The 19,196-nt window shown below is 58.6% G+C and carries 18 protein-coding genes; 6 read left to right on the top strand and 12 right to left on the bottom strand.

What is annotated here, in order from left to right; all coding sequences use genetic code 11:
• Window positions 1-95: 95 nt before the first annotated feature.
• Entirely contained in the window at window positions 96-2,954 is a 2,859-nt protein-coding gene (locus tag ACFC5L_RS11925; RefSeq protein WP_375202713.1) for a TonB-dependent receptor, read from the bottom strand.
• A gap of 228 nt (window positions 2,955-3,182) precedes the next feature.
• Here ACFC5L_RS11925 and acs point away from each other — a divergent pair, with 228 nt between their 5' ends.
• The 3 genes from acs (at window position 3,183) to asnB (ending at window position 8,604) form a co-directional block, all read left to right on the top strand.
• Complete coding sequence (acs, locus tag ACFC5L_RS11930; RefSeq protein ID WP_375202712.1) at window positions 3,183-5,126, top strand: acetate--CoA ligase; 1,944 nt, start codon at window positions 3,183-3,185, stop codon at window positions 5,124-5,126.
• Between the two features lie 82 nt (window positions 5,127-5,208).
• Window positions 5,209-6,720 (top strand): exosortase A, encoded by a 1,512-nt coding sequence (gene xrtA / locus ACFC5L_RS11935; protein ID WP_375202711.1) that lies wholly within the window; start codon window positions 5,209-5,211, stop codon window positions 6,718-6,720.
• 3 nt (window positions 6,721-6,723) lie between these two features.
• On the top strand, window positions 6,724-8,604 hold the full coding sequence (gene asnB / locus ACFC5L_RS11940; protein ID WP_375202710.1) for an asparagine synthase (glutamine-hydrolyzing): 1,881 nt from the start codon (window positions 6,724-6,726) through the stop codon (window positions 8,602-8,604).
• Here the strand turns inward: asnB and ACFC5L_RS11945 are convergent.
• Window positions 8,601-9,665 carry a GNAT family N-acetyltransferase gene (locus ACFC5L_RS11945; protein WP_375202709.1) on the bottom strand — a complete coding sequence of 355 codons (1,065 nt, stop codon included), beginning with the start codon at window positions 9,663-9,665 and terminating at the stop codon, window positions 8,601-8,603. The genes asnB and ACFC5L_RS11945 overlap by 4 nt on opposite strands.
• Window positions 9,658-10,797, bottom strand: a complete 1,140-nt coding sequence (locus ACFC5L_RS11950; protein ID WP_375202708.1) for a glycosyltransferase family 4 protein — start codon at window positions 10,795-10,797, stop codon at window positions 9,658-9,660. Before ACFC5L_RS11950 ends, ACFC5L_RS11945 begins: the two co-directional genes overlap by 8 nt.
• Window positions 10,798-10,842: 45 nt before the next feature.
• Here ACFC5L_RS11950 and ACFC5L_RS11955 point away from each other — a divergent pair, with 45 nt between their 5' ends.
• Window positions 10,843-11,337, top strand: a complete 495-nt coding sequence (locus tag ACFC5L_RS11955) for a GNAT family N-acetyltransferase (RefSeq protein ID WP_375202707.1) — start codon at window positions 10,843-10,845, stop codon at window positions 11,335-11,337.
• Window positions 11,334-12,461, top strand: a complete 1,128-nt coding sequence (gene solA / locus ACFC5L_RS11960; protein WP_375202706.1) for an N-methyl-L-tryptophan oxidase — start codon at window positions 11,334-11,336, stop codon at window positions 12,459-12,461. Before ACFC5L_RS11955 ends, solA begins: the two co-directional genes overlap by 4 nt.
• A gap of 152 nt (window positions 12,462-12,613) precedes the next feature.
• Here the strand turns inward: solA and pdhA are convergent, their stop codons facing one another.
• From pdhA to rpmF, 6 genes are all read right to left on the bottom strand, one after another.
• A complete protein-coding gene (gene pdhA / locus ACFC5L_RS11965) occupies window positions 12,614-13,615 on the bottom strand; it encodes a pyruvate dehydrogenase (acetyl-transferring) E1 component subunit alpha (RefSeq protein ID WP_375202705.1) in 1,002 nt (333 codons plus the stop codon).
• A gap of 110 nt (window positions 13,616-13,725) precedes the next feature.
• Window positions 13,726-14,049 carry an FtsB family cell division protein gene (locus tag ACFC5L_RS11970; RefSeq protein ID WP_375202704.1) on the bottom strand — a complete coding sequence of 108 codons (324 nt, stop codon included), beginning with the start codon at window positions 14,047-14,049 and terminating at the stop codon, window positions 13,726-13,728.
• Window positions 14,050-14,153: 104 nt separating this feature from the next.
• Window positions 14,154-14,627 (bottom strand): GNAT family N-acetyltransferase, encoded by a 474-nt coding sequence (locus ACFC5L_RS11975; protein WP_375202703.1) that lies wholly within the window; start codon window positions 14,625-14,627, stop codon window positions 14,154-14,156.
• Window positions 14,628-14,630: 3 nt separating this feature from the next.
• The gene (gene eno / locus ACFC5L_RS11980; protein ID WP_375202702.1) at window positions 14,631-15,905 is read right to left on the bottom strand and encodes a phosphopyruvate hydratase; all 1,275 of its coding nucleotides are present in this window, start codon (window positions 15,903-15,905) and stop codon (window positions 14,631-14,633) included.
• A gap of 100 nt (window positions 15,906-16,005) precedes the next feature.
• Window positions 16,006-16,707 carry a hypothetical protein gene (locus ACFC5L_RS11985; RefSeq protein ID WP_375202701.1) on the bottom strand — a complete coding sequence of 234 codons (702 nt, stop codon included), beginning with the start codon at window positions 16,705-16,707 and terminating at the stop codon, window positions 16,006-16,008.
• Between the two features lie 122 nt (window positions 16,708-16,829).
• Window positions 16,830-17,012, bottom strand: a complete 183-nt coding sequence (gene rpmF / locus ACFC5L_RS11990) for a 50S ribosomal protein L32 (protein WP_375202700.1) — start codon at window positions 17,010-17,012, stop codon at window positions 16,830-16,832.
• A gap of 309 nt (window positions 17,013-17,321) precedes the next feature.
• Here rpmF and ACFC5L_RS11995 point away from each other — a divergent pair, with 309 nt between their 5' ends.
• Window positions 17,322-17,738, top strand: a complete 417-nt coding sequence (locus tag ACFC5L_RS11995) for a hypothetical protein (RefSeq protein ID WP_375202699.1) — start codon at window positions 17,322-17,324, stop codon at window positions 17,736-17,738.
• Window positions 17,739-17,791: 53 nt separating this feature from the next.
• Here the strand turns inward: ACFC5L_RS11995 and ACFC5L_RS12000 are convergent, their stop codons facing one another.
• From ACFC5L_RS12000 to ACFC5L_RS12010, 3 genes are all read right to left on the bottom strand, one after another.
• A complete protein-coding gene (locus tag ACFC5L_RS12000) occupies window positions 17,792-18,076 on the bottom strand; it encodes a sel1 repeat family protein (RefSeq protein ID WP_375202698.1) in 285 nt (94 codons plus the stop codon).
• A gap of 214 nt (window positions 18,077-18,290) precedes the next feature.
• Window positions 18,291-18,707: a DUF6491 family protein gene (locus tag ACFC5L_RS12005; protein WP_375202697.1), complete on the bottom strand. Its 417-nt coding sequence runs from the start codon at window positions 18,705-18,707 to the stop codon at window positions 18,291-18,293.
• A gap of 34 nt (window positions 18,708-18,741) precedes the next feature.
• Window positions 18,742-19,164 carry a DUF6491 family protein gene (locus ACFC5L_RS12010; RefSeq protein WP_375202696.1) on the bottom strand — a complete coding sequence of 141 codons (423 nt, stop codon included), beginning with the start codon at window positions 19,162-19,164 and terminating at the stop codon, window positions 18,742-18,744.
• Window positions 19,165-19,196: the final 32 nt, after the last annotated feature.

Consider the following 19,196-nt stretch of genomic DNA (forward strand, 5'->3'; position numbering starts at 1 on the left):
CGGCGGCGGACCTTATACGCGGCCGCCGCCGCTACTCAACACTTCCTCTTTCGCGGGGACTAAAGCGAAACGCAGAGGAATCTTTAATGCTGACTCTAATACTTGAACGACACGCCGAACTTCGCCGACCAGCCATACTCTTCATACTGGGAATTGAGCTTGCCAAAGGCAGGGCTGCGTACGAAAGCAACGAACGGCTCGTTGTTGACGTTCTTGAACTCGGTGAAGAACTGGAACTGGTCCGTCACACGGTATTTCGCCGAAATATCTATCTGCAGATGGTCGTCGACGATCCGGTCGATGTCATCGCCGTTCTCGTCTTCCTGAAGAGACAGCTCATCGAGATATTGATCGCGATAGGTCGCGGCGAAGCGAATATCGATGGGGCCTTTTTCGTAACCGAGAATACCCGTCGCCACATGGTCCGATTGACCCGGAATGCTGATCTTGCGCCCGTCGATAAGCGTCGCTTCACTATCTACAAAGGTATAGTTGGCCCCGATGATGAAGCCGTCGAGAAGGCCCGGCAGGAAGTCGAGCGGCTGTTGGTAGTTCAGTTCCACACCGAAAATCGACGCGTCCGGTACGTTAATGAAGGTTTCCACCTCCGTAAACGTAACTCCGCTGATAACGATGTTTTCGTCATCTCCATTCGGGAGAATGACCGACGTGATCAGATCGGAGATATCCTTATAGAACACGCCGGCGGACAGGACCGATTTGTTTCCAGGATACCACTCCAGCGACGCATCAAAATTGTGTGCTTTCTGCCGGTTTAGCAGAGGGTTGCCCGCCTCACCTTCCGCCTCGTCATCAACCAAAATACGCGGCGCAGCAGCCTCGAGATTCGGGCGAACGATTGTTTTGTAATAACCAAGACGGAACACGACTTCATCGGTCACGTCATAGCGGACATTCACGCTCGGCAGCCAGTCCGTGTAGGATCGGCTCACCTCTACGCTCTGCGCGTAAACTTCGTCGCCGTCATCTTCGGCGATCAGCTCAGCGTCTGCCGGGATATCAGCGGCGCCGGGCTCAAAAGCTGTAAAGCCGGAAGCATCATATTCCGTATGCTCCATACGAACGCCAGTAACGACGCTCACATCGCCGAACTGGCGCTGCGCCATGACGTAAGCGGCGTAGACATCCTCATCAGCGCTGTAATTGGCGCCAGTGGATTCAAGCGCCGTGTCGATGACGTTAAGCTCGAAACTGCTCAGATTGTTGAAGAAGAAATTCCGGAACAGGTCGGGGTCAATGACCCGGTTGATGCGATCGAGCGCATAGTCAACATCGGTCATGAAGTCCGTGAGCACGAGATCGTCCGCTTCGAGAATTTGAAGATCGAGATCGTAGGATTTTTCGCGCAGGCGGACCTTGCCGCCGGTCTTCAAATAGCCGGGCGCGCCGAAGAGGTCGACATCGACGCGGAGATTGGCCTGAAAGGCAAATTCTTCGTCCTTGGAGATGCCATTGGTGAGCTCGACTTCATCGAATTCGTAATTATCGGGATCGAAATAAGCCGCTTCTGCGTCTGCATCAGGGAAAGCAAGCACGGGGAGAAGAGTATCGCTTACATCAACCCCGAAAAGACCCTCTTCGAATTCGCCGCGGAAGCCGCCGTCCAGACGCTCCGGCTCGCTCTCTTCCGCATAGGAATAAGAACCGGAAATGTCGAAGGTAATTGCGTCTTTGGAAAACTCTGCGCCGCCGACAACCGAGTAAATCAACTGGTCTTCAAAACGATCCTTGATGTCGCGGTCGACTTCGTAAGGGTCGTCATCGGCTGCATCGACCACGGCGATATTGCCGCTGCTATTGGCGCCATCAAAAGACGGATCGCCGAATTTGTTTTCGACGCGGCTGCGATATTCCTGATCGGAGAAATCGGAATAAAGTCCATGCGCAAACAACAGAAGGTTGTCCGTCGCCTGGAAGTCGAGATTGAGGCCTGCGGAAAAGCGTTCGCGCGTGACCTGATAGTCGCGTAGTTCAAGTTCTTCCGGATAGATGACGGCTTCGTCGAGAATCCATTCGCCGTCATTTTCAATATTTTCCGATCCGAATTTGCGCTTCTGCCAGGCGGCTGTCGCGGCGACGCCAAGGCGTCCGTCGAGGAAGTTGCTGGCGAAGGCGCCCGAATAGCGCTGGCCGAATTCATCCACCTGATTGGTGTAGATGCCCGCCGCTTTCAGCTTCAGGAACAGGTCTTTCTGATCGAGGCCCGAAAGCGTCGAAATTTCAACATTGCCGCCGATGGAGTCGCCGTCCACATCCGGCGTTAGCGACTTCGTAATCGTGATGCTGGAAAGAATGTCGCTGTCGATAACATCAAGCGGCACCTGACGCTGGTCAGAGTCTGGCGACGGCAGGCGCACGCCATTGACCGTCGTCGTCACGAAGTTCGGATTGGCGCCGCGGATCGAAACGTAACGTCCCTCGCCCTGGTCATTCTGGATGTTGACGCCAACGGCGCGACGGGCGGCTTCGGCGACGTTCTCGTCGGGAAGCTGTCCGATCGCGTCGGCGGAAAGAACCGTGATAACCTTATCGGACGATTTCTGCTGGCTGAGCGCAGAGTTCAGCGCGCCGCGCTGGCCGACCACAAGCACGTTGTCGATGACGTCTACATCTTCACCAAGGGCGATATTCTGGCGAACGACTGCATCTTCGCTCGGCACGGATACGCTGACGGTTTCCGACGGCGCTCCCACATAAGTGATGACGAGCGTATAGTCCCCTGCCGGCACATTGCCTAAACGATATTGACCGGCGCGGTCCGTGGCCGTTGAGACACCGGTTTCTGCAATACGCACAACTGCGCCTTCGAGCGATACGGCCTGGCTCTGGTCGCTGACGCGCCCTTCAATAACGCCGGCGAATGCGGGAAGCGGCGCAGCCGCAGCCACAACAAGAACAGAGACCGCCGAGGCGGACAGGAGAGAACGGTTCATAGATAGCCCCACCAAAAAATGAACGCCAAAACTGACGCAGAAACATCAGGCGGGGCCATGCATCCGGTTTGTAACGCCGTCGTGACAGCGCAGTGACGGAAATGTAAAACTGGCCTTTGAAACGGCGACAGTTTTACACAGAGAGAAAAATGAAGCGCGACAATGCGCACCGTTTGCGCATAACGCGCGCTTCAACTAGCATCCGCGCCACCAGTCCGGGAGAAACGCATGTCGCACGAAGAAATCATCAAGGTCAGTAAGGCCGCCGCCGAAAACACGCTTACCGACGCTGCGGAAGCAAGCGCAATTCGTGCGCAGGCCAAGGATAATCCTGAAGCGTTCTGGACGGACGTGGCGAAACGCCTCGACTGGTCGAAACCGTTCACCAAAGTCAAAGATGTTTCGTTTGACGCTGACGACCTGCACATCAAATGGTTCTATGACGGCGAGTTAAACGCCTGTGTGAATTGTCTCGACCGGCATTTGCCGAACCGCGCCAATGACGTCGCCATCATCTGGGAAAGCGACGACCCCGCCTCCGCTAAAAACATCACCTACGCCGAAGCGTTTGAAGAAACCTGCCGCATGGCGAATGTTCTCAAGGCGCGCGGCGTCAAAAAAGGCGACCGTGTCGTCATCTATATGCCCATGATCCCGGAAGCGGCCTACGCCATGCTCGCCTGTGCGCGCATCGGCGCTGTGCATTCCGTTGTCTTCGGCGGGTTTTCGCCGGAAGCGCTCGCCAGCCGCATTGAAGATTGCGGCGCCGTCGCCGTCATCACCGCCGATGAAGGATTACGCGGCGGAAAAGCCGTTCCCTTGAAAGCCAATGTGGACAAGGCGCTCGAAAAGACGCCGGATGTCAGGCTTGTTCTCGTTGTGGAGCGCACCAATGGCGACATCACGATGAAGCCGGGACGCGATCTCTATTACTATGGCGAAGCGCGCAATGATGTGGCTCCAGAATGCCCGGCGGAAGCGATGAACGCCGAGGACACGCTCTTTATTCTGTATACGTCAGGATCGACCGGAAAACCGAAAGGCGTGCTCCACACCACAGGCGGGTATCTCACCTATGTCTCCTATACTCATGAAAAAGTGTTCGACTACCGGCCGGGAGAAATCTTCTGGTGCACGGCCGATGTCGGTTGGGTCACCGGACACAGTTATATCGTCTATGGCCCTCTCGCCAATGGCGCGACGACGCTCATCTTTGAAGGCGTGCCAACCTATCCCGACGCCTCGCGTTTCTGGCAGGTGATCGAAAAGCATAAGGTGAATATCTTCTACACCGCGCCGACCGCGATCCGCGCGCTCATGCGCGAAGGCGATGACATGGTGAAGAAAGCGGACCGGTCATCGCTGCGCCTGCTTGGATCGGTGGGAGAGCCCATCAATCCTGAAGCCTGGCTCTGGTATTACAATATCGTCGGCGACGGGAAACACCCGATTGTCGATACATGGTGGCAGACCGAAACAGGCGGTATTTTAATTTCACCCCTGCCCGGCGCCACCGATCTAAAACCCGGCTCCGCGACCAAGCCCCTGCCCGGCGTCTTTCCGGCGATTGTCGACGCCAATGGAAATTTCCTTGACGGCGCCTGCGAGGGCAATCTCGTCATCACCGATTCCTGGCCCGGCCAGATGCGCACCGTCTATGGCGATCACCAGCGCTTTATCGACACCTATTTCAAAACCTATCCGGGCATGTATTTCACCGGCGACGGCGCCAAGCGCGACGCCGACGGGTATTACTGGATCACCGGCCGTGTCGACGATGTCATCAATGTCTCCGGACACCGCATGGGCACCGCCGAAGTGGAGGCCGCCATCGATGAACATGACGCCGTCGTCGAAGCCGCGGTTGTCGGCTTTCCCCATGACGTTAAGGGTCAGGGCATTTACGCTTACGTAACACTTCTCGCCGGCGTCGAGCCCACGCAAGCCATGGAACAGGAAATAATCGACGTGGTGCGCAAGGAAATCGGGCCTATCGCCAAGCCCGACCATATCCATTTCACCCCGGCCCTGCCCAAGACCCGTTCCGGCAAGATCATGCGCCGAATCTTGCGGAAAATCGCCGAAAACGAGTTCGGCGCGCTCGGCGACACCTCGACCCTCGCCGATCCGAGCGTCGTCGATTCCCTCATTGAGGGGCGTAAAAACAGGTAAGGTTTGCGGAAAGCCGGTTTATTCTTAACAAACCGGAAACGCCGCCAATCTAGGGTTCCGGGAACTGCAAGCGGGGACCCTTATGGCCATGCTCGCCGCCGACTTTTCATCAGCGCGCCGCAGCGACTGGAGCCTTCCGGTCGCGACGTTCGGCGTCTATCTGGCGGTCTGCGTCTTTGCCCTCCATCCGACGGCGCTCTCCATGGCGCAAACCTGGCTGTCGTCATCAAGCTATCACCATGGCGTCGCCGTTGCGCCGCTCGCGCTGTTGATGATCCTGACGCGCCCGCGCATCGACCCGGCGACAGGTCCCTTGAGCCTTGTGGCGATCACTGGCGCCGCCGCGCTCTGGCTTGCCGGGCGCGCCGCCGGCGTCGCGCTGGTCGAACAATTCGCGTTTGTCACCCTTTTGATCGCCGGCGCATGGGCGATGTTCGGCTCCGGCGCGGCGAAACTCTGGGCGTTGCCGCTTCTGTTTCTTTATTTCATGGTTCCCTTTGGCGAGGTGCTGATCCCGTTTTTGCAGGCGCTTACCGCCAATGCGGTGACAGGGCTTCTCAATCTTTTCGGCGTGAGCGCCGTCATCGACGGAACGCTGATCCGCACCGACGCCGGCTTGTTCGAAATCGCCGAAGCGTGCGCTGGGCTCAACTTCCTGTTGGCGGCGCTGATGGTCGCCTGCGTTTACGCCAGCCAGACATTGCACCGCTTCAAAACGCGCATCGCCTTTATCGTGATCGCCGCAGCCGTCGCGCTGGTAGCCAATTTCCTCCGTGCGTTCCTCATGATCCTGATCGCAACATTGAGTAATATGCGCTACGCAGTCGGGCCGGATCACCTTCTGCTGGGTCTTCTGCTCTACGCCGCCGTGTTTGGCGTCCTCTTCTGGATTGGCGCCAAAATGCGCAGGCCCCAGGGGCTGGGGCTGGAACAGGCCCCCGTTCATGCGCGCCGCGCCTGGCGGTTTTCCATCGCGCTGGCGGCGCTTCTTCCCGTCGTCGCCGCTTCCGCCTATGCCGCCTATGTCATCGACAGCGGCGCGACCGTCTCTCCTCCACCGAAACTTTCTTCGTTGAGCGCAACGGGCTGGCGCATGCTCCCTGCGCCGCAGAACTGGACGCCGGCCATCAATGCTGACCGGACCGAGACCGTCACCTATGACCGCAACGGGGACAGGGTTTATGTCTCCACTGCGCTGTTCAACAAAGATCGCACCGGACGGGAAATTATCAACAGCAGGAACACGGCCGCGGATGGCGATGACTGGCGCAAAATCGCAGACAGGCAGGAAGTGGTTTACCTCTTCGGCGATTCAAAAGAGATTCCGATGGAAATTCTGGCGGGGCCAGATCGGCGTCGACTTCTTGTCGCGATGGCTTATTGGCGCGGTGATGACGTCTACACGAGCAAACTCGCTTTCAAATGGGCGCAGATGAAAGACAAACTCAACGGCGTCAATCCACCGGGCGGGATCATCATAGTCGCCGCGGATTATGCTGGCGATCCGGCGGATGCGCTGGCGCGCATTCGCGCGTTTACGAACGATGTTGAACGCTTCGCCGACTGGCGCGCGCGAATGAGGCGCGCGTCCTGATTCATGTGTGGCATTGCAGGCATTTTTGATCTCGGCGGCGTTCGCGACATCGACCGTGCGGCGCTGAAGCGAATGACGGACGCCCTCGCCCATCGCGGGCCCGACGGCGAAGGATTTTACTTCGCGCCGGGCGTCGGATTGGGGCATCGCCGCCTCGCCATTATCGACCGCGAAGGCGGCGCACAGCCCTTTCACGCACAAACGGGCGGCATCCTCACCTACAATGGCGAAATCTATAATTACGAAAAACTGTCGCGCAGGCTTCAAGAGAATGTCCGGCTCAAAACCCGCTCCGACACCGAGGTGCTTGCTGAAGGCCTGTCGCGCGACGGCCCGGAATTCCTGCACAAGCTTCGCGGCATGTTCGCCTTCGGGTTTTACGAACCGGACACCCACCGGCTGATCCTTGCGCGCGACCGTCTGGGCGAGCGGCCGCTTTACTACGCTGAAACAAATGATGGCTTTTTGCTGTTCGCCTCGGAGATCAGCGCCATCGCAGCGTCAGGCCTTTTGGATATCAGCCTCGATCCGCGCGCCATCGCCGATTATTTCTATTATGGTTATGTGCCGGACCCGAAAGCGATCTATCGCGGCGTATATAAAGTCCCGCCTGGCGGCTGGATTGCTTTCGAACGCGGAAAAAGCCCCCGTCACGAATGCTATTGGCGGCCGGTGTTCACGAATGGACCCGCGCTCGCTTATGATGAAGCCGCGGAAATGTTGCGGGCCGAATTGGATGACGCCGTCAAGGCGCAGATGATGTCGGACGTGCCGCTCGGCGTCTTTTTGTCCGGCGGCGTTGACTCCGCCTCCGTCGTTTCTTCAATGGCCGAGGCGAAAGGCGCAATCACCGCCTGCACTATCGGTTTCGATGAGACCGCGCATGATGAACGGGCCGCCGCGCGCGAAATCGCGGTGAAATTCGGCGCCGTTCATTACGAAGACGAGGCGCGCGCCGATTCAACAGCGCTGATTGACCGCGTCGCCGCCGCCATGGGCGAGCCTTTCGCAGACGCCTCTGCTTTGCCGTCTTTTCAGGTGGCGGAAATCGCCCGGCGCCACGTTACGGTGGCGCTCACGGGCGATGGCGGGGATGAAATCTTCGCCGGCTATCGCCGGTATCCGTTCTTTCTTGGTGAGGAAAAGCTTCGCCGCCTGGCGCCGGCGCCATTGCGCGCCGCTCTTTTCGGCCCGCTCGGCGCGCTCTATCCGAAACTTGACTGGGCGCCGCAATTTTTACGCGCCAAGACAACTTTTCAAGCGCTCGCCCAATCATCAGCGCAAGCCTATGCTGATGCGGTCGCGATCAACCTGCCGTCGCGTATCGATCTGCTGCTTAACGCCGATTTCAAAAGAACCCTCGGGGGGTATCGCCCGGCCTCATTGATCGAGGAAGCGATGGAGCGCTCCGGCGCTGAAGACCCGTTATCGCGCGCACAATATGCCGACCTCATGACCTGGCTGCCGGGACGAATGCTGGTCAAGGTTGACCGCACCTCCATGGCGCATGGTCTTGAAGCGCGCCCACCGCTGCTCGATCACCGGATCGTCGAATGGGCCGGCGCCATCCCGCCTGAATATAAACTTCAATACGGACAGGGAAAACGCGTGTTAAAGGACGCTTTTGTCTCGCGGCTCGGCGCGGATTATATCGCCCGGAAAAAGCAGGGCTTTGCGCCGCCTCTGCGCCAATGGATGCGCCAGGCGCAGGACAATCCGGCTTTGCGGCTCAACGCCTCGCAACATTGGCGCGAGAGCGGGCTTTTCAATGAAAGCGGCGTGGACGCCATGATCCGCGATCACCGGTCAGGCCGCGCCGACTGCGCACAGGAATTGTGGAGCGTCATCATGTTCGACGCGTTTTTGCGCACCACGCGCCGCTAGCGCTTCAAGAACGACCGCAGCTTGTTGCGCCAGGTCGGCCGCTCCAGAACGAGCGATGTCAAAATGGCGTGGGGTTCGCCAAGCCGAGATTTGTAATTCGCCTCACCCGCGAGCAGGTCGTAGATCTCAAATCCCGCTTTCTGATAGTACTGTGCGGCGAGCGCATGGGCGACAAAGCCAGGCGCCAGGCGATTGTCTTCCTCGAATTTGAAACCGCTCTGGTAATTCATCACTTCTTTGCCATGCACGAAGTTATAAAGAACTGCGATCACGTCATCGCCGGCCTTCACCTCAAACAGATGACAATCGGCGGGTGCGATTTCCTGAAGACGCTCATGAAACGCCGTTAAGTGAGGATTATCGAAGACGCTTGGTTTGCCGCGCGCCGCCCATCCGGATTTATGCAAGGTTTTAAGACGATCCCATGCCGCCGCCTTTTCCTCCGGCGTCGCCGCAATATGCGCCGCCAGGGGACCTCGTTCTTCGTAAAGGCGGATAGCGCGTCGTATCTTCGATTGCAGGGATGCGCTCAACCCGTCCATGAAATCATCGCCGGAAAGGTCGCAGCCATAGACGGGCTGTTCATTCAGAACCCGCCCCGACATTTCACAAATGGCGGCGGCGGAAAAAACAGCCGACATCATATCGTCAGTGAGATTGCGAAACACGAAACCGTCCGTATTTCCATTCTCCTCAATAATGGCGCAAACCGCGTCGCGGCGCAGTTCATGGGATGCTTCATCCGCGGCGAGGAAGTCCACATATTCCGCATAGACGGCGTCACGCTGAGCGTCGCCGAATTCATGAAACCAGCTCTCACGCAAGCCGAGCAGCGGCGGCTTGCGCGGCGCCACGGAAAAAGCGCCCATCAATTTGGGCGCCCCCCCGTTACCAGCGCTAATCCGGCTCAGCTTGGCGTCATCGGGCGCGCCTTCAAGCCAGGATTTCATCCATGCCGGCGATTGAAAAAAACTGGGATCGGCCGCTTGCGCATAAAGCGCCTCCCATTCCGTGAGGAATTCGGCGCGATTGGTTAGCGGCGCTATAACAACTTCAGCCATGGCGCTCCATTGCCGAAAGATACAGTGTTCGGTGAGCCTCGGCCATACGTTCCAGTGAAAATGTGACCTTCGCCTTGCGTTTGTTTGCAGCGCCGATTTCAGCCCGCGCGGTCGGATTCTGAAGAAGCTGCGCCAGCGCATCAGCATAGGCGTCATCGTCGCCGGCGGGTGTGATGAAGGCTCGGTTTTCTTCGGCGACCATGTCTTCGATGTCGCCGACATTGGTGGCGACGACCGGCAGTCCAGCCGCCATCGCTTCCATCAGGCTTACCGGCGCCTGCTCGGTGTCTGATGACAGTGCGAACACATCAAAGCGCGCATAGGCGTCCGCCGCGGCGGCGGTGGGACCGGGCAAGGAGATGCGCTGATTGTCACCCGCCAGGGCGCGCAACCTGTCATGCTCCGGGCCGCCGCCGAAAATTTCCAGCCGCGCCTTGCCCTCACGATCGGCAACCGTGAAAGCGGAAATTAGCTGTGCGTAATTCTTCTCAGGCCGCAAGGCGCCGAGGGAGCCCACAACGAGACCGTCATTATGTCCGCGTGTTCCGCTTTGCATCTTTTCGAAATCAATTCCGTTTTCGATACGATGAACACGTTTCAGTTTCCAGAGTTCACGCGCGCCCTTTTCCAGACCATGGGAAGGGACGACAACATCGCTCCCCGACAGGATCAGACGCCGCGCCCGAACCCGCTTCGGCGATTGCCGGTCGATCCGTTCATCAGGCCCGAAACCGTCTTCAAAATGAATATGCGGCGCCTGTCGCCCGAGCCGATTGGCGATCACCGCTTCGATCGATCCCCAATTATAGGTGCACAATAAATCCGGCGCCGCCTCCGCAATCAGGCGTCGCAGACGCATAATATTGGAGAGGCTGAAACCCGACGACTTTTTCATCTTGAACGGCGTAAATGTCGCATCAACCGCCTTGTCAAAAAGGCTGCGCGCCGCAAGGTCGCCGTCAAGCGCGACGATATAGTGCCGGAAACCGGCCCCCAACTCGCGGGTGAGCGTCGCCAGCCGCGCCTGCTGGCCGCCATAGGAAAAACTGGGAAAGACGTGAAGGAGCCGTCTTGCCTGCCCCTGCGGCGTATTTTCTGCGCCAATGTCGCGTCTATCCTGCATTGATGACATGTGACAGGATTTGCTTTCCAGGCAAAGACGCTGAACATCCGGGTCATGAGCGACAAAACAAGCATCAGATGTGATTTACGCCCGGGCGATCTCGGCCGGATTGCTGCGCTGCATGGTGAAGTCTATGCGTGCGAGCCGGGTTTTCCGGGCGACCTCACCTTTGAGGCCTATGTCTGCCGGACGTTGTCCGATTTTATGCTCGAAGACGGCGGCAAGGGGCGGATATGGCTCGCCGAACAGGGCGATAAGCTGGTTGCCTGCGCCGCCATGATCGACCGCAGCGGGCGCGGACAGCTGCGCTGGGTGCTGGCGGCGCCCGAAGCGCGAGGACATGGCCTCGGACGCGATCTCGTTCTTCACGCGATGGACTATGCGCGCGAACAGGGCTGGTCCGAGGTTTTTCTTGAAACCACCACGGGCTTGCCGGCCTCCATGGCCATCTATGAAAAGCTTGGCTTCAGGATCGAAAAAGAACAACCGCTCGAACACTGGAACGCTGGCGGACACGTACAGCTGACCATGGTCAAAAGCCTCCCATGAGCGTGAAAGTCGCCGTGATCGGCGCAGGCGTTATGGGCGCATCGGCGGCCTATGCGCTGGCCCGCCGCGGCGCCGATGTGACTATATTTGAGCAATTCACGGCGGACCATGACCGCGGCTCCTCCCATGGAGCGACAAGGCTCTTCCGGACAGCCTATTTCGAACATCCCGATTACGTGCCGCTTTTAAAACGCGCCGCCGCCGGCTGGCGAGATCTCGAAAAAACATCCGGCGAAACGCTGCTTGAAATGTGCGGCGTCTTCATGGCCGGACGCGCAGATGCAACTATCATTGCCGGCACAAGGCTCGCCGCGAAAGAGCACAGCCTTTCTCTGCATAACCTGTCCCGAGCTGAAGCGAAAAAACGCTTCTTCTGGTTCGACCTTGATCCGGACATGGAAACGCTGATTGAGCCTGAAGCAGGTTTCATATACGCCGACCGCGCAAGAGCGGCCTTGATCAAAGGTGCGAGAACACATGGCGCGAAGCTGTGCGAAAACTGCCCCATCATGGAATGGCCGGAAAGAAACGCTCAGATTGAAATCGCCACCAAGGGAGAAAAGCTTCGTTTCGACAGGCTTGTCGTTACAACCGGCGCCTTTTCAGAAGGACCTGAAAGCATTGGGCGTCACTATGTCAAACCGCTGCGCAAGACAGTCTTCTGGACGTCGCCTGGAAACGCGCAGCTGACGCTCGTCAATGGCTTTCTGCCTTTCGGCGTTCAAGAAGCGGACGGACGGTTCCGCTACGGTTTTCCGGCGGTCGACGGCGACGGCGTCAAGATCGGCGAACATACGGGCGGCGCGCCCCTCGCCTCAGCACATGACGATGCGCCGGAAGCCGCCGAAGAAGCCCGCGCGGACATGGAAGCCTATTTGAAACGGCGCACCCCCGGGCTTTCAAATACGATCACGAAACAACAAAGCTGCCTTTATGCGATGTCTCCCGACGGCCACTTCATCATTGATCGTCATCCCGACGATCCGCGCAAGATCATCGCCATGGGCTTTTCCGGACATGGTTTCAAATTCGCGCCCGTCGTCGGCGAAGCGCTCGCTGATCTCGCCCTCGAAGGTAAGACGCTCCGCGAATTTAAATTTTTGAAACTCTCTCGCCTCGTTTGAAGAACGAAAGCCGTCATCCCGGACGCGCTACAGCATCAAAGATGATGCTGCGCTGATCCGGGATCTCCCGGCAACTTCATGGAGATCCCGTGTCTGCAACGCAGCGATAAATCGCTGCATTGCGCACGGGATGACAACGGAGGGTGCTTAACTCAGGCGTAAATATCCGTGAACAGCTCTTCGGCTGCGGGCTCCGGGCTCTCCAGCGCAAAGTCCGCTGCGTCCTTGACGATCGCCTTAAGCTCCTTGTCGATCTCTTTGAGCTTGTCCTCATCCTTGAAGCCATTCTCGGAAAGCCGCACCTCGCAACGCTTGATCGGATCGTTGTGCTCGCGCACGTCGTCCACTTCCTCGCGGGTGCGGTATTTGGCCGGATCGGACATGGAGTGACCGCGATAGCGGTACGTCTTCATTTCAAGAACATATGGCCCTTCGCCCGTGCGGGCGTGCTCGACCGCTTGCCGGCCCGCCTCGCGCACGGCGAGCACGTCCATGCCATCGACTTCCATCCCCGGAATGCCGAAGGCCGCGCCGCGGCGATAAAGATGCGTGTCGGAGTGAGAGCGTTTGACGCTCGTGCCCATGGCGTACTGGTTGTTCTCGATGATGAAGACGACCGGCAGCTTCCAGAGCTGGGCCATATTCATGGCTTCAAAAACCTGACCCTGGTTCGACGCGCCGTCGCCGAAATAGGTGAAGCTGACGGCGTTTGAGTCGCGATAGCGATTAGCGAAACCGAGACCGACGCCGAGCGGGATCTGCGCCCCGACAATGCCGTGGCCGCCATAGAACTCCTTGTCCTTGGAGAACATGTGCATGGACCCGCCCTTGCCCTTGGAATAGCCGCCTTCCCGGCCGGTGAGCTCGGCCATGACGCCCTTGGCGTCCATGCCGCAAGCGAGCATATGGCCGTGGTCGCGATAGCCGGTGATGGTCTGGTCGCCGTCCTGCTTCACCGCCTCCATGCCGACGACCACTGCTTCCTGGCCGATATAGAGATGGCAGAAGCCGCCGATGTGACCCATGCCGTAAAGCTGGCCCGCACGCTCCTCAAACCGTCGGATGAGCAGCATGTCGCGATAATAAGCGAGGAGCTCTTCAGTACTTGCGGTCAGGTTGGACTTAGGGGGGGCTTGTTCGGCTTCGGGGGCCATCAACGGTTCTCCGGATTTGTTCGGGGCCTGTCATAAACGGGCCGCCGCTCCGGAACAAGTTGAGACGCGAAAGAAGGCTTAAAGATCAAGGAAATGAGCCGAAGAGCCCGTTATTCGGCGAGGAGCCGGTCGAGCTCGCGGCGCGAGATGACGACATCTCCCTCCCGGGAATAGCCCAGAACGGCCCGGATCCGCTCGTCCAGGAGGTCGGGATCGAGCGATTTGGAATTGAGGAGATCGGCCCGCTTTTCGAGCTCAATGCGCCGGGCGTGCAGCTCGTCAAGCTGCGCCTGCTTCTCGGCGGCCTCCTTTTCGAGGGAGGAGAGCGCGCGATAGCCAGTGTCGCTCACCACGGCGCTGTAGAGCAGTATGGCGGTCAGACACATGACAAGAGCGGGAAAAGCGATGTCGAAGAGGAAACGAAGACGCAACATGGGCCTGTTCTTTTTTTGTTGCGTTTCAAAAGAATCAAAGTTGGTTAATGATTCGTTAAAATCCGAATCACCGATTCGGTTTTTGAAAATTTCCGCTCTTTATTTCAGAGATCGAGCGCCAGCGCCTGATCGCAACGCCGCTCGAGAGCCGCTTCCGAAGATGGCGAGAAACCGTATTTGGCGTAAAGGCCCAGCGCCTCTTCCAGAACACGCGCCGTCTGAAGTTCAATCCGGCGGAAGCCGAGTTCTTTCGCCCGCTTGATCGCGTGCGCCAGCATCCGCTTGCCGTGGCCCCGGCCTCGGGCCGACTGTTTCAGATACATTTTGCGGAGTTCGACAACGCCGCCCTCCCCAACACCTTGCATCGGCCACAAACCGACCGTGCCGATAATGTCGCCTTCGGGCGTTTCCAGGACGTCGAACAGGCCGCCGGCGTAATAGCCTTCAAGATCGTCCAGATCCTTGTCCGTTGTCTTCGGCGCAGGCTCCAGACCATATTCATCAAGCACGGCAAAAATCAGCGCCCGGACCTTATCGCTGTCCGCATTGGTCGCCGGACGTATGACGGGCGCACTCAAAATCTACCGCCCGAACGCCGCAGCGCCAGCATATCGCGCCATGTCGTCAAGCTCCTGTTCGATCCGGAGAAGCTGATTATATTTGGCGAGCCGGTCGGAACGGGCCAGCGAACCAGTTTTGATCTGGCCGCAATTGGTGGCGACGGCGAGATCAGCGATCGTCGCGTCTTCGGTTTCTCCAGAGCGGTGCGACATCACGGCGGTGTAGCTTGCGCGATGCGCAACATCGACGGCCGCCAGCGTTTCAGTGAGCGTGCCGATCTGGTTGACCTTGACGAGGATTGAATTGGCGCAGCCCTTTTGAATGCCGTCACGGAGGCGTTTTTCATTGGTGACAAAAAGATCGTCGCCGACAAGCTGGCATTTGGCGCCGACCATGTCGGTCAGTTCCTTCCAGCCAGCCCAGTCGTCTTCGGCCATGCCGTCTTCAATCGAAACGATGGGGTAGCGCGCGACGAGATCGGCGAGATATTTCGCCATCCCCTCGCCGTCGAGTGACTTGCCCTCGCCCGCAAGTTCATACTTGCCATTCTTGTAAAACTCCGTGGACGCCGCATCGAGCGCGATGAAAACATCCTCCGCCGGACGGTAGCCCGCCTTTTCAATCGCCTTCATGATGAAGCCGAGCGCATCATCGGTGGATTTAAGGTTCGGCGCGAAACCGCCCTCGTCGCCCACATTGGTGTTGTGTCCGGCGTCTTTCAGACCTTTCTTCAGCGCGTGAAAAACTTCCGCGCCCATGCGCAAGGCTTCAGAAAAACTGTCGGCGCCCAGCGGCATAATCATGAATTCCTGAATGTCGATGGGATTGTCGGCATGCTCGCCGCCATTGATGATGTTCATCATCGGCGCCGGCAGGACGCGCGCCGATACGCCGCCCACATACCGATAGAGCGGCAGCGCAGACGCATCCGCCGCCGCCTTCGCCACAGCCAATGAGACCCCAAGAATGGCATTGGCGCCGAGGCGCGATTTATTCTCCGTGCCATCGAGCTCGATCATGGTCTCGTCGATCAGCGTCTGCTCTTCGGCTTCGAACCCGGAGAGCGCGTCAAAAATCTCGCCATTCACCGCGTCGACGGCTTCAAGGACGCCCTTGCCGCCATAGCGATCGCCGCCGTCGCGAAGCTCATGCGCTTCATGTGCGCCGGTTGAAGCGCCCGACGGCACGCCCGCCCGACCCATGGAGCCATCTTCCAGCGTTACATCCACTTCGACGGTCGGGTTGCCCCGGCTGTCGAGGATTTCACGGGCGAAAATGTCGGCGATAGCGGTCATGAGAAAAGGCTCCGGTTGTAATTCCGGAGCCTCTATAGCCTGCCCTCAATGCAACGCAATGGCGGGAGGCGAAAGGGCCGGCGCATAGCCGCCCTGGCGCCTAGTAGTCCCGCGGCCGCTCCTTGCTCCTCGGCGTTCCGCTTTTGTGGCGCGACTTGCTGGAGGGCTTTGTCCGCACGGGCTGTTGCTGGCGCGGCGCGGCCGCAGGCGGCGGCGTGGACTGCGTGGGCGCTGACTGGACCGGCGCACTGGGCGTGGGGGTCACCCCCCGGTTTTTGGGCATCTGGCGCGGGCGATTCGGATTGTTCGCGGCCGGAGAGCCCGGCGGAGGCGCGTAGGCCCCGCCGCGGTCGCCATCCTTGCGCCGGCGGTCCTTCTTTTTGCGGCGGTCGCGATCGCCGTAATAATAGCGGTCACCGTAATAGGGGTGACGATAGTTGCCGTAGCCGCTCGAATAGCTAAATCCGAAATAATAGCCGCTCGACGGGCCCCATGCGCCATAGCGCCCATACCAGGGCCAGGATGGCGCGTAGTAACTCCCGCTATATGCGCTGCGATTATACGAATACCGGTCATAGGCGTCAGCGAAACACCGGTTGGCGCCAACCTCGCAATCGGCGTGGCAGGACGCATACTCGCCCTCGCTCAACCCCGCCTCCTCGCAATAGCGGTAACAGGCGCCCGCTTCGGCGTCACAGGCGTCAAACGCCGTCTGATACGGATAGGTGGTGACGCACCCGGAAAGAAACAGCGCGCCGAACACCCCGATCGCGCCAAGAAGAGCAGCTTTGATGACCTTCATCCCGATTTCCCTGGCTGGGCCCCACACCCGATGAAAGCATAAGCGCCGGGCGCATAAATGCAAACGCCGCCCCGGACGGCTGTCAGGGGCGGCGTTTAAACCAGTCAACCTGGTGCGTTCGCTTAGTCGTCCTGTGGCTCAAGCACCTGACGGCCGCGATATTTGCCGGTTTTGAGATCGATATGATGCGGACGGCGCAGCTCGCCCGAATCCTTGTCTTCGATGTAGCTCGCCTGTCCGAGCTTGTCGTGGCTGCGGCGCATGCCCCGTTTGGCGGGCGTGACTTTTCTCTTCGGGACGGCCATGGAAAACCTCTAAATCTTATGTCTCTGTCGCGCCGGACGACCGGGGCCCTCGAGCCCGCTAAGGACATCCTGCGCTTGAATAGGAAGCCCGGTCGTCTAAGCTAGGACCGGGCGGTTTGCAAGGCCGTCTGGGGCCTTCAGGCGGTTTTTTTCCCCAATATGGGAGAATCCGCCAATTTGCATGTATCTCCTTCAGCCGCTGGCAAGTCCAGGCGCTTATACTTCTTGTCTAACGCGCATTTTGTCCGAAAACCGGTTTCCACTTTTCGGAATGCGCTCTAGGCTGGAAAGCGGTGGGGGATCAGAATTTTGCGCAGACAAGTCCTGTTTTCAGCGGCGATCGCCATGACGCTCGGCAGCGCCCTTCAGGCGTGGGCCGGCGAGCCGGAGCCCCTGCCCGTAAACGCGCAGAAAACAGATATTTTCGTAGAACTTGTGGCGGCCGATTTCTTTGAATCGAGCCTGCGCCTCGCCCAGTCGCGCCAGATCGAGGCCGCGACGGCCAAACGCTATCTCTCCCTTAACGAGGCTGACAGGGCGGCGTTTCGCGAAAGGCGCAAAAATATGTGGCGGCAAATGAGCGAGCAGGAAAAGGCGGCGCTGCGCGGCGCCAAACGGCCGCGTTTCGCCAATCTCGACGAAACGCAAAAACAGACTTTTCGCCGGATCGCCTCAGAAGAACTCGGCGCCAGCGGCGAACATGGCGTTCACCCCGGCGACATCTGACAGCGCTTGATAACGCCGTCCCTCACCCGGCGGCGCCGGGCTGTCTCCAAGTCTTAGGCGCTGGCTTTTGCGCGATGCGTCGCGAGATATTCGCGGGCGAGCTTTTGCGCTTCGGCAATCTCTTCTGCAGTCATTTCATTGGCGAGCTCGGCGCGATAAGCGCGCGCTTCGAGATTGCCTTGCATGGCCGCGAGGTTAAACCATTTATGCGCCGTGATGAGATCGAACACCCCATCATCTCCACCTGTCGACGCTTCCAGCCCCAACCGGTACATTTCCATATCACTCAAAACCGGCTCCGCCGTCTCAAGCGCTTCCACACCCATTGCAATTGTCATTCTTTCGGCCCCTTGAATTACACCCCGTCCGCAACCGTCGCGAACGGATTAACCATGGCAAGGATGATCGGGCCGGAACTAAAATCCCGTTAACACCGAATTATGGGATTTTTTACTTTTGAAAAAGGTTTTGTTAACCAACGAAACTATTCCGCATACAAATAAAAACGCCCGCACATTAGCTGTGCGGGCGCAATAATCTTTCAAGGATCGTTTATTCGGGCGCGCCTTCGTCCTGCGAAATCTCCGAAAGCGCCTCAAACGCGCCAAGGCTGCATGATCCCCTGGTGTTTCCAAAACTGTCGATGACGCGGATGATGTCGCCCTTGCACATATTTGTTGAGGACGAACGGCGCACATAGCGTCTTTCGCGGCCCAGCCCTGTGCAGCGCCCGTTAAGCTCATTGAGGTAAACGGCGCCGCCTGACGCCTCGACCAGAAGCGTGTAATCGTCGAGCGGATCAGTGTCGCGAACCGATGACAGCATCAGGCAATTCCGGCTTTCACCCGTCTTCTCATATTTGGACAGCGTTGCTTGCGCCTTCTCACTTGCCGACATTACGGCAAGGGCGCCGCTCGCCATCATGGCGCACACGAGACCGGCGGCGACGGGAATGAATTTTTTACGCATGGATAATCGAATCCTTACTTTGCCCAGCCAGTTTCTATTCTTCCTCGACGGGCTTTTTCACAAGCTCCTGAAATGACCCGAGGCCACAGGAGCCGACAGTAAAGCCTGAGGTGTTGTCCACCACTTGAATGATTTCGTTGCGGCAAAGCTGGCCCGTGGAAATCGTATATTGAAGCCGGTTGCCCGCGCGCGAAGCGCCGCTGCACCGGCCTGATATCTCATTCAGGTAATAACCATTGCCGTTGGTGCGAACCAGAAAGCGCTTATCGTCAAGCGCATCAATCGACCGAATGCGCGTGGTGTTGAGGCATGTCGTCGTCTCACCTGTCGGTTCGAACTCGGCGAGTTTTGCCGCAACCTTCTCCGACATTTCATCGCTGGCGCCAGCCGTAGCGCATGCACCGACCGGTAAGGCGATCAACGCCGCCAAAAACAGTTTCTTTGCAATCATCATCATTCTCCCGTGCGCCCCTGCCCGGAACCGGCCGG

It is taken from the genome of Hyphococcus sp., from assembly GCF_041986965.1.
GTDB lineage: Bacteria > Pseudomonadota > Alphaproteobacteria > Caulobacterales > Parvularculaceae > Hyphococcus.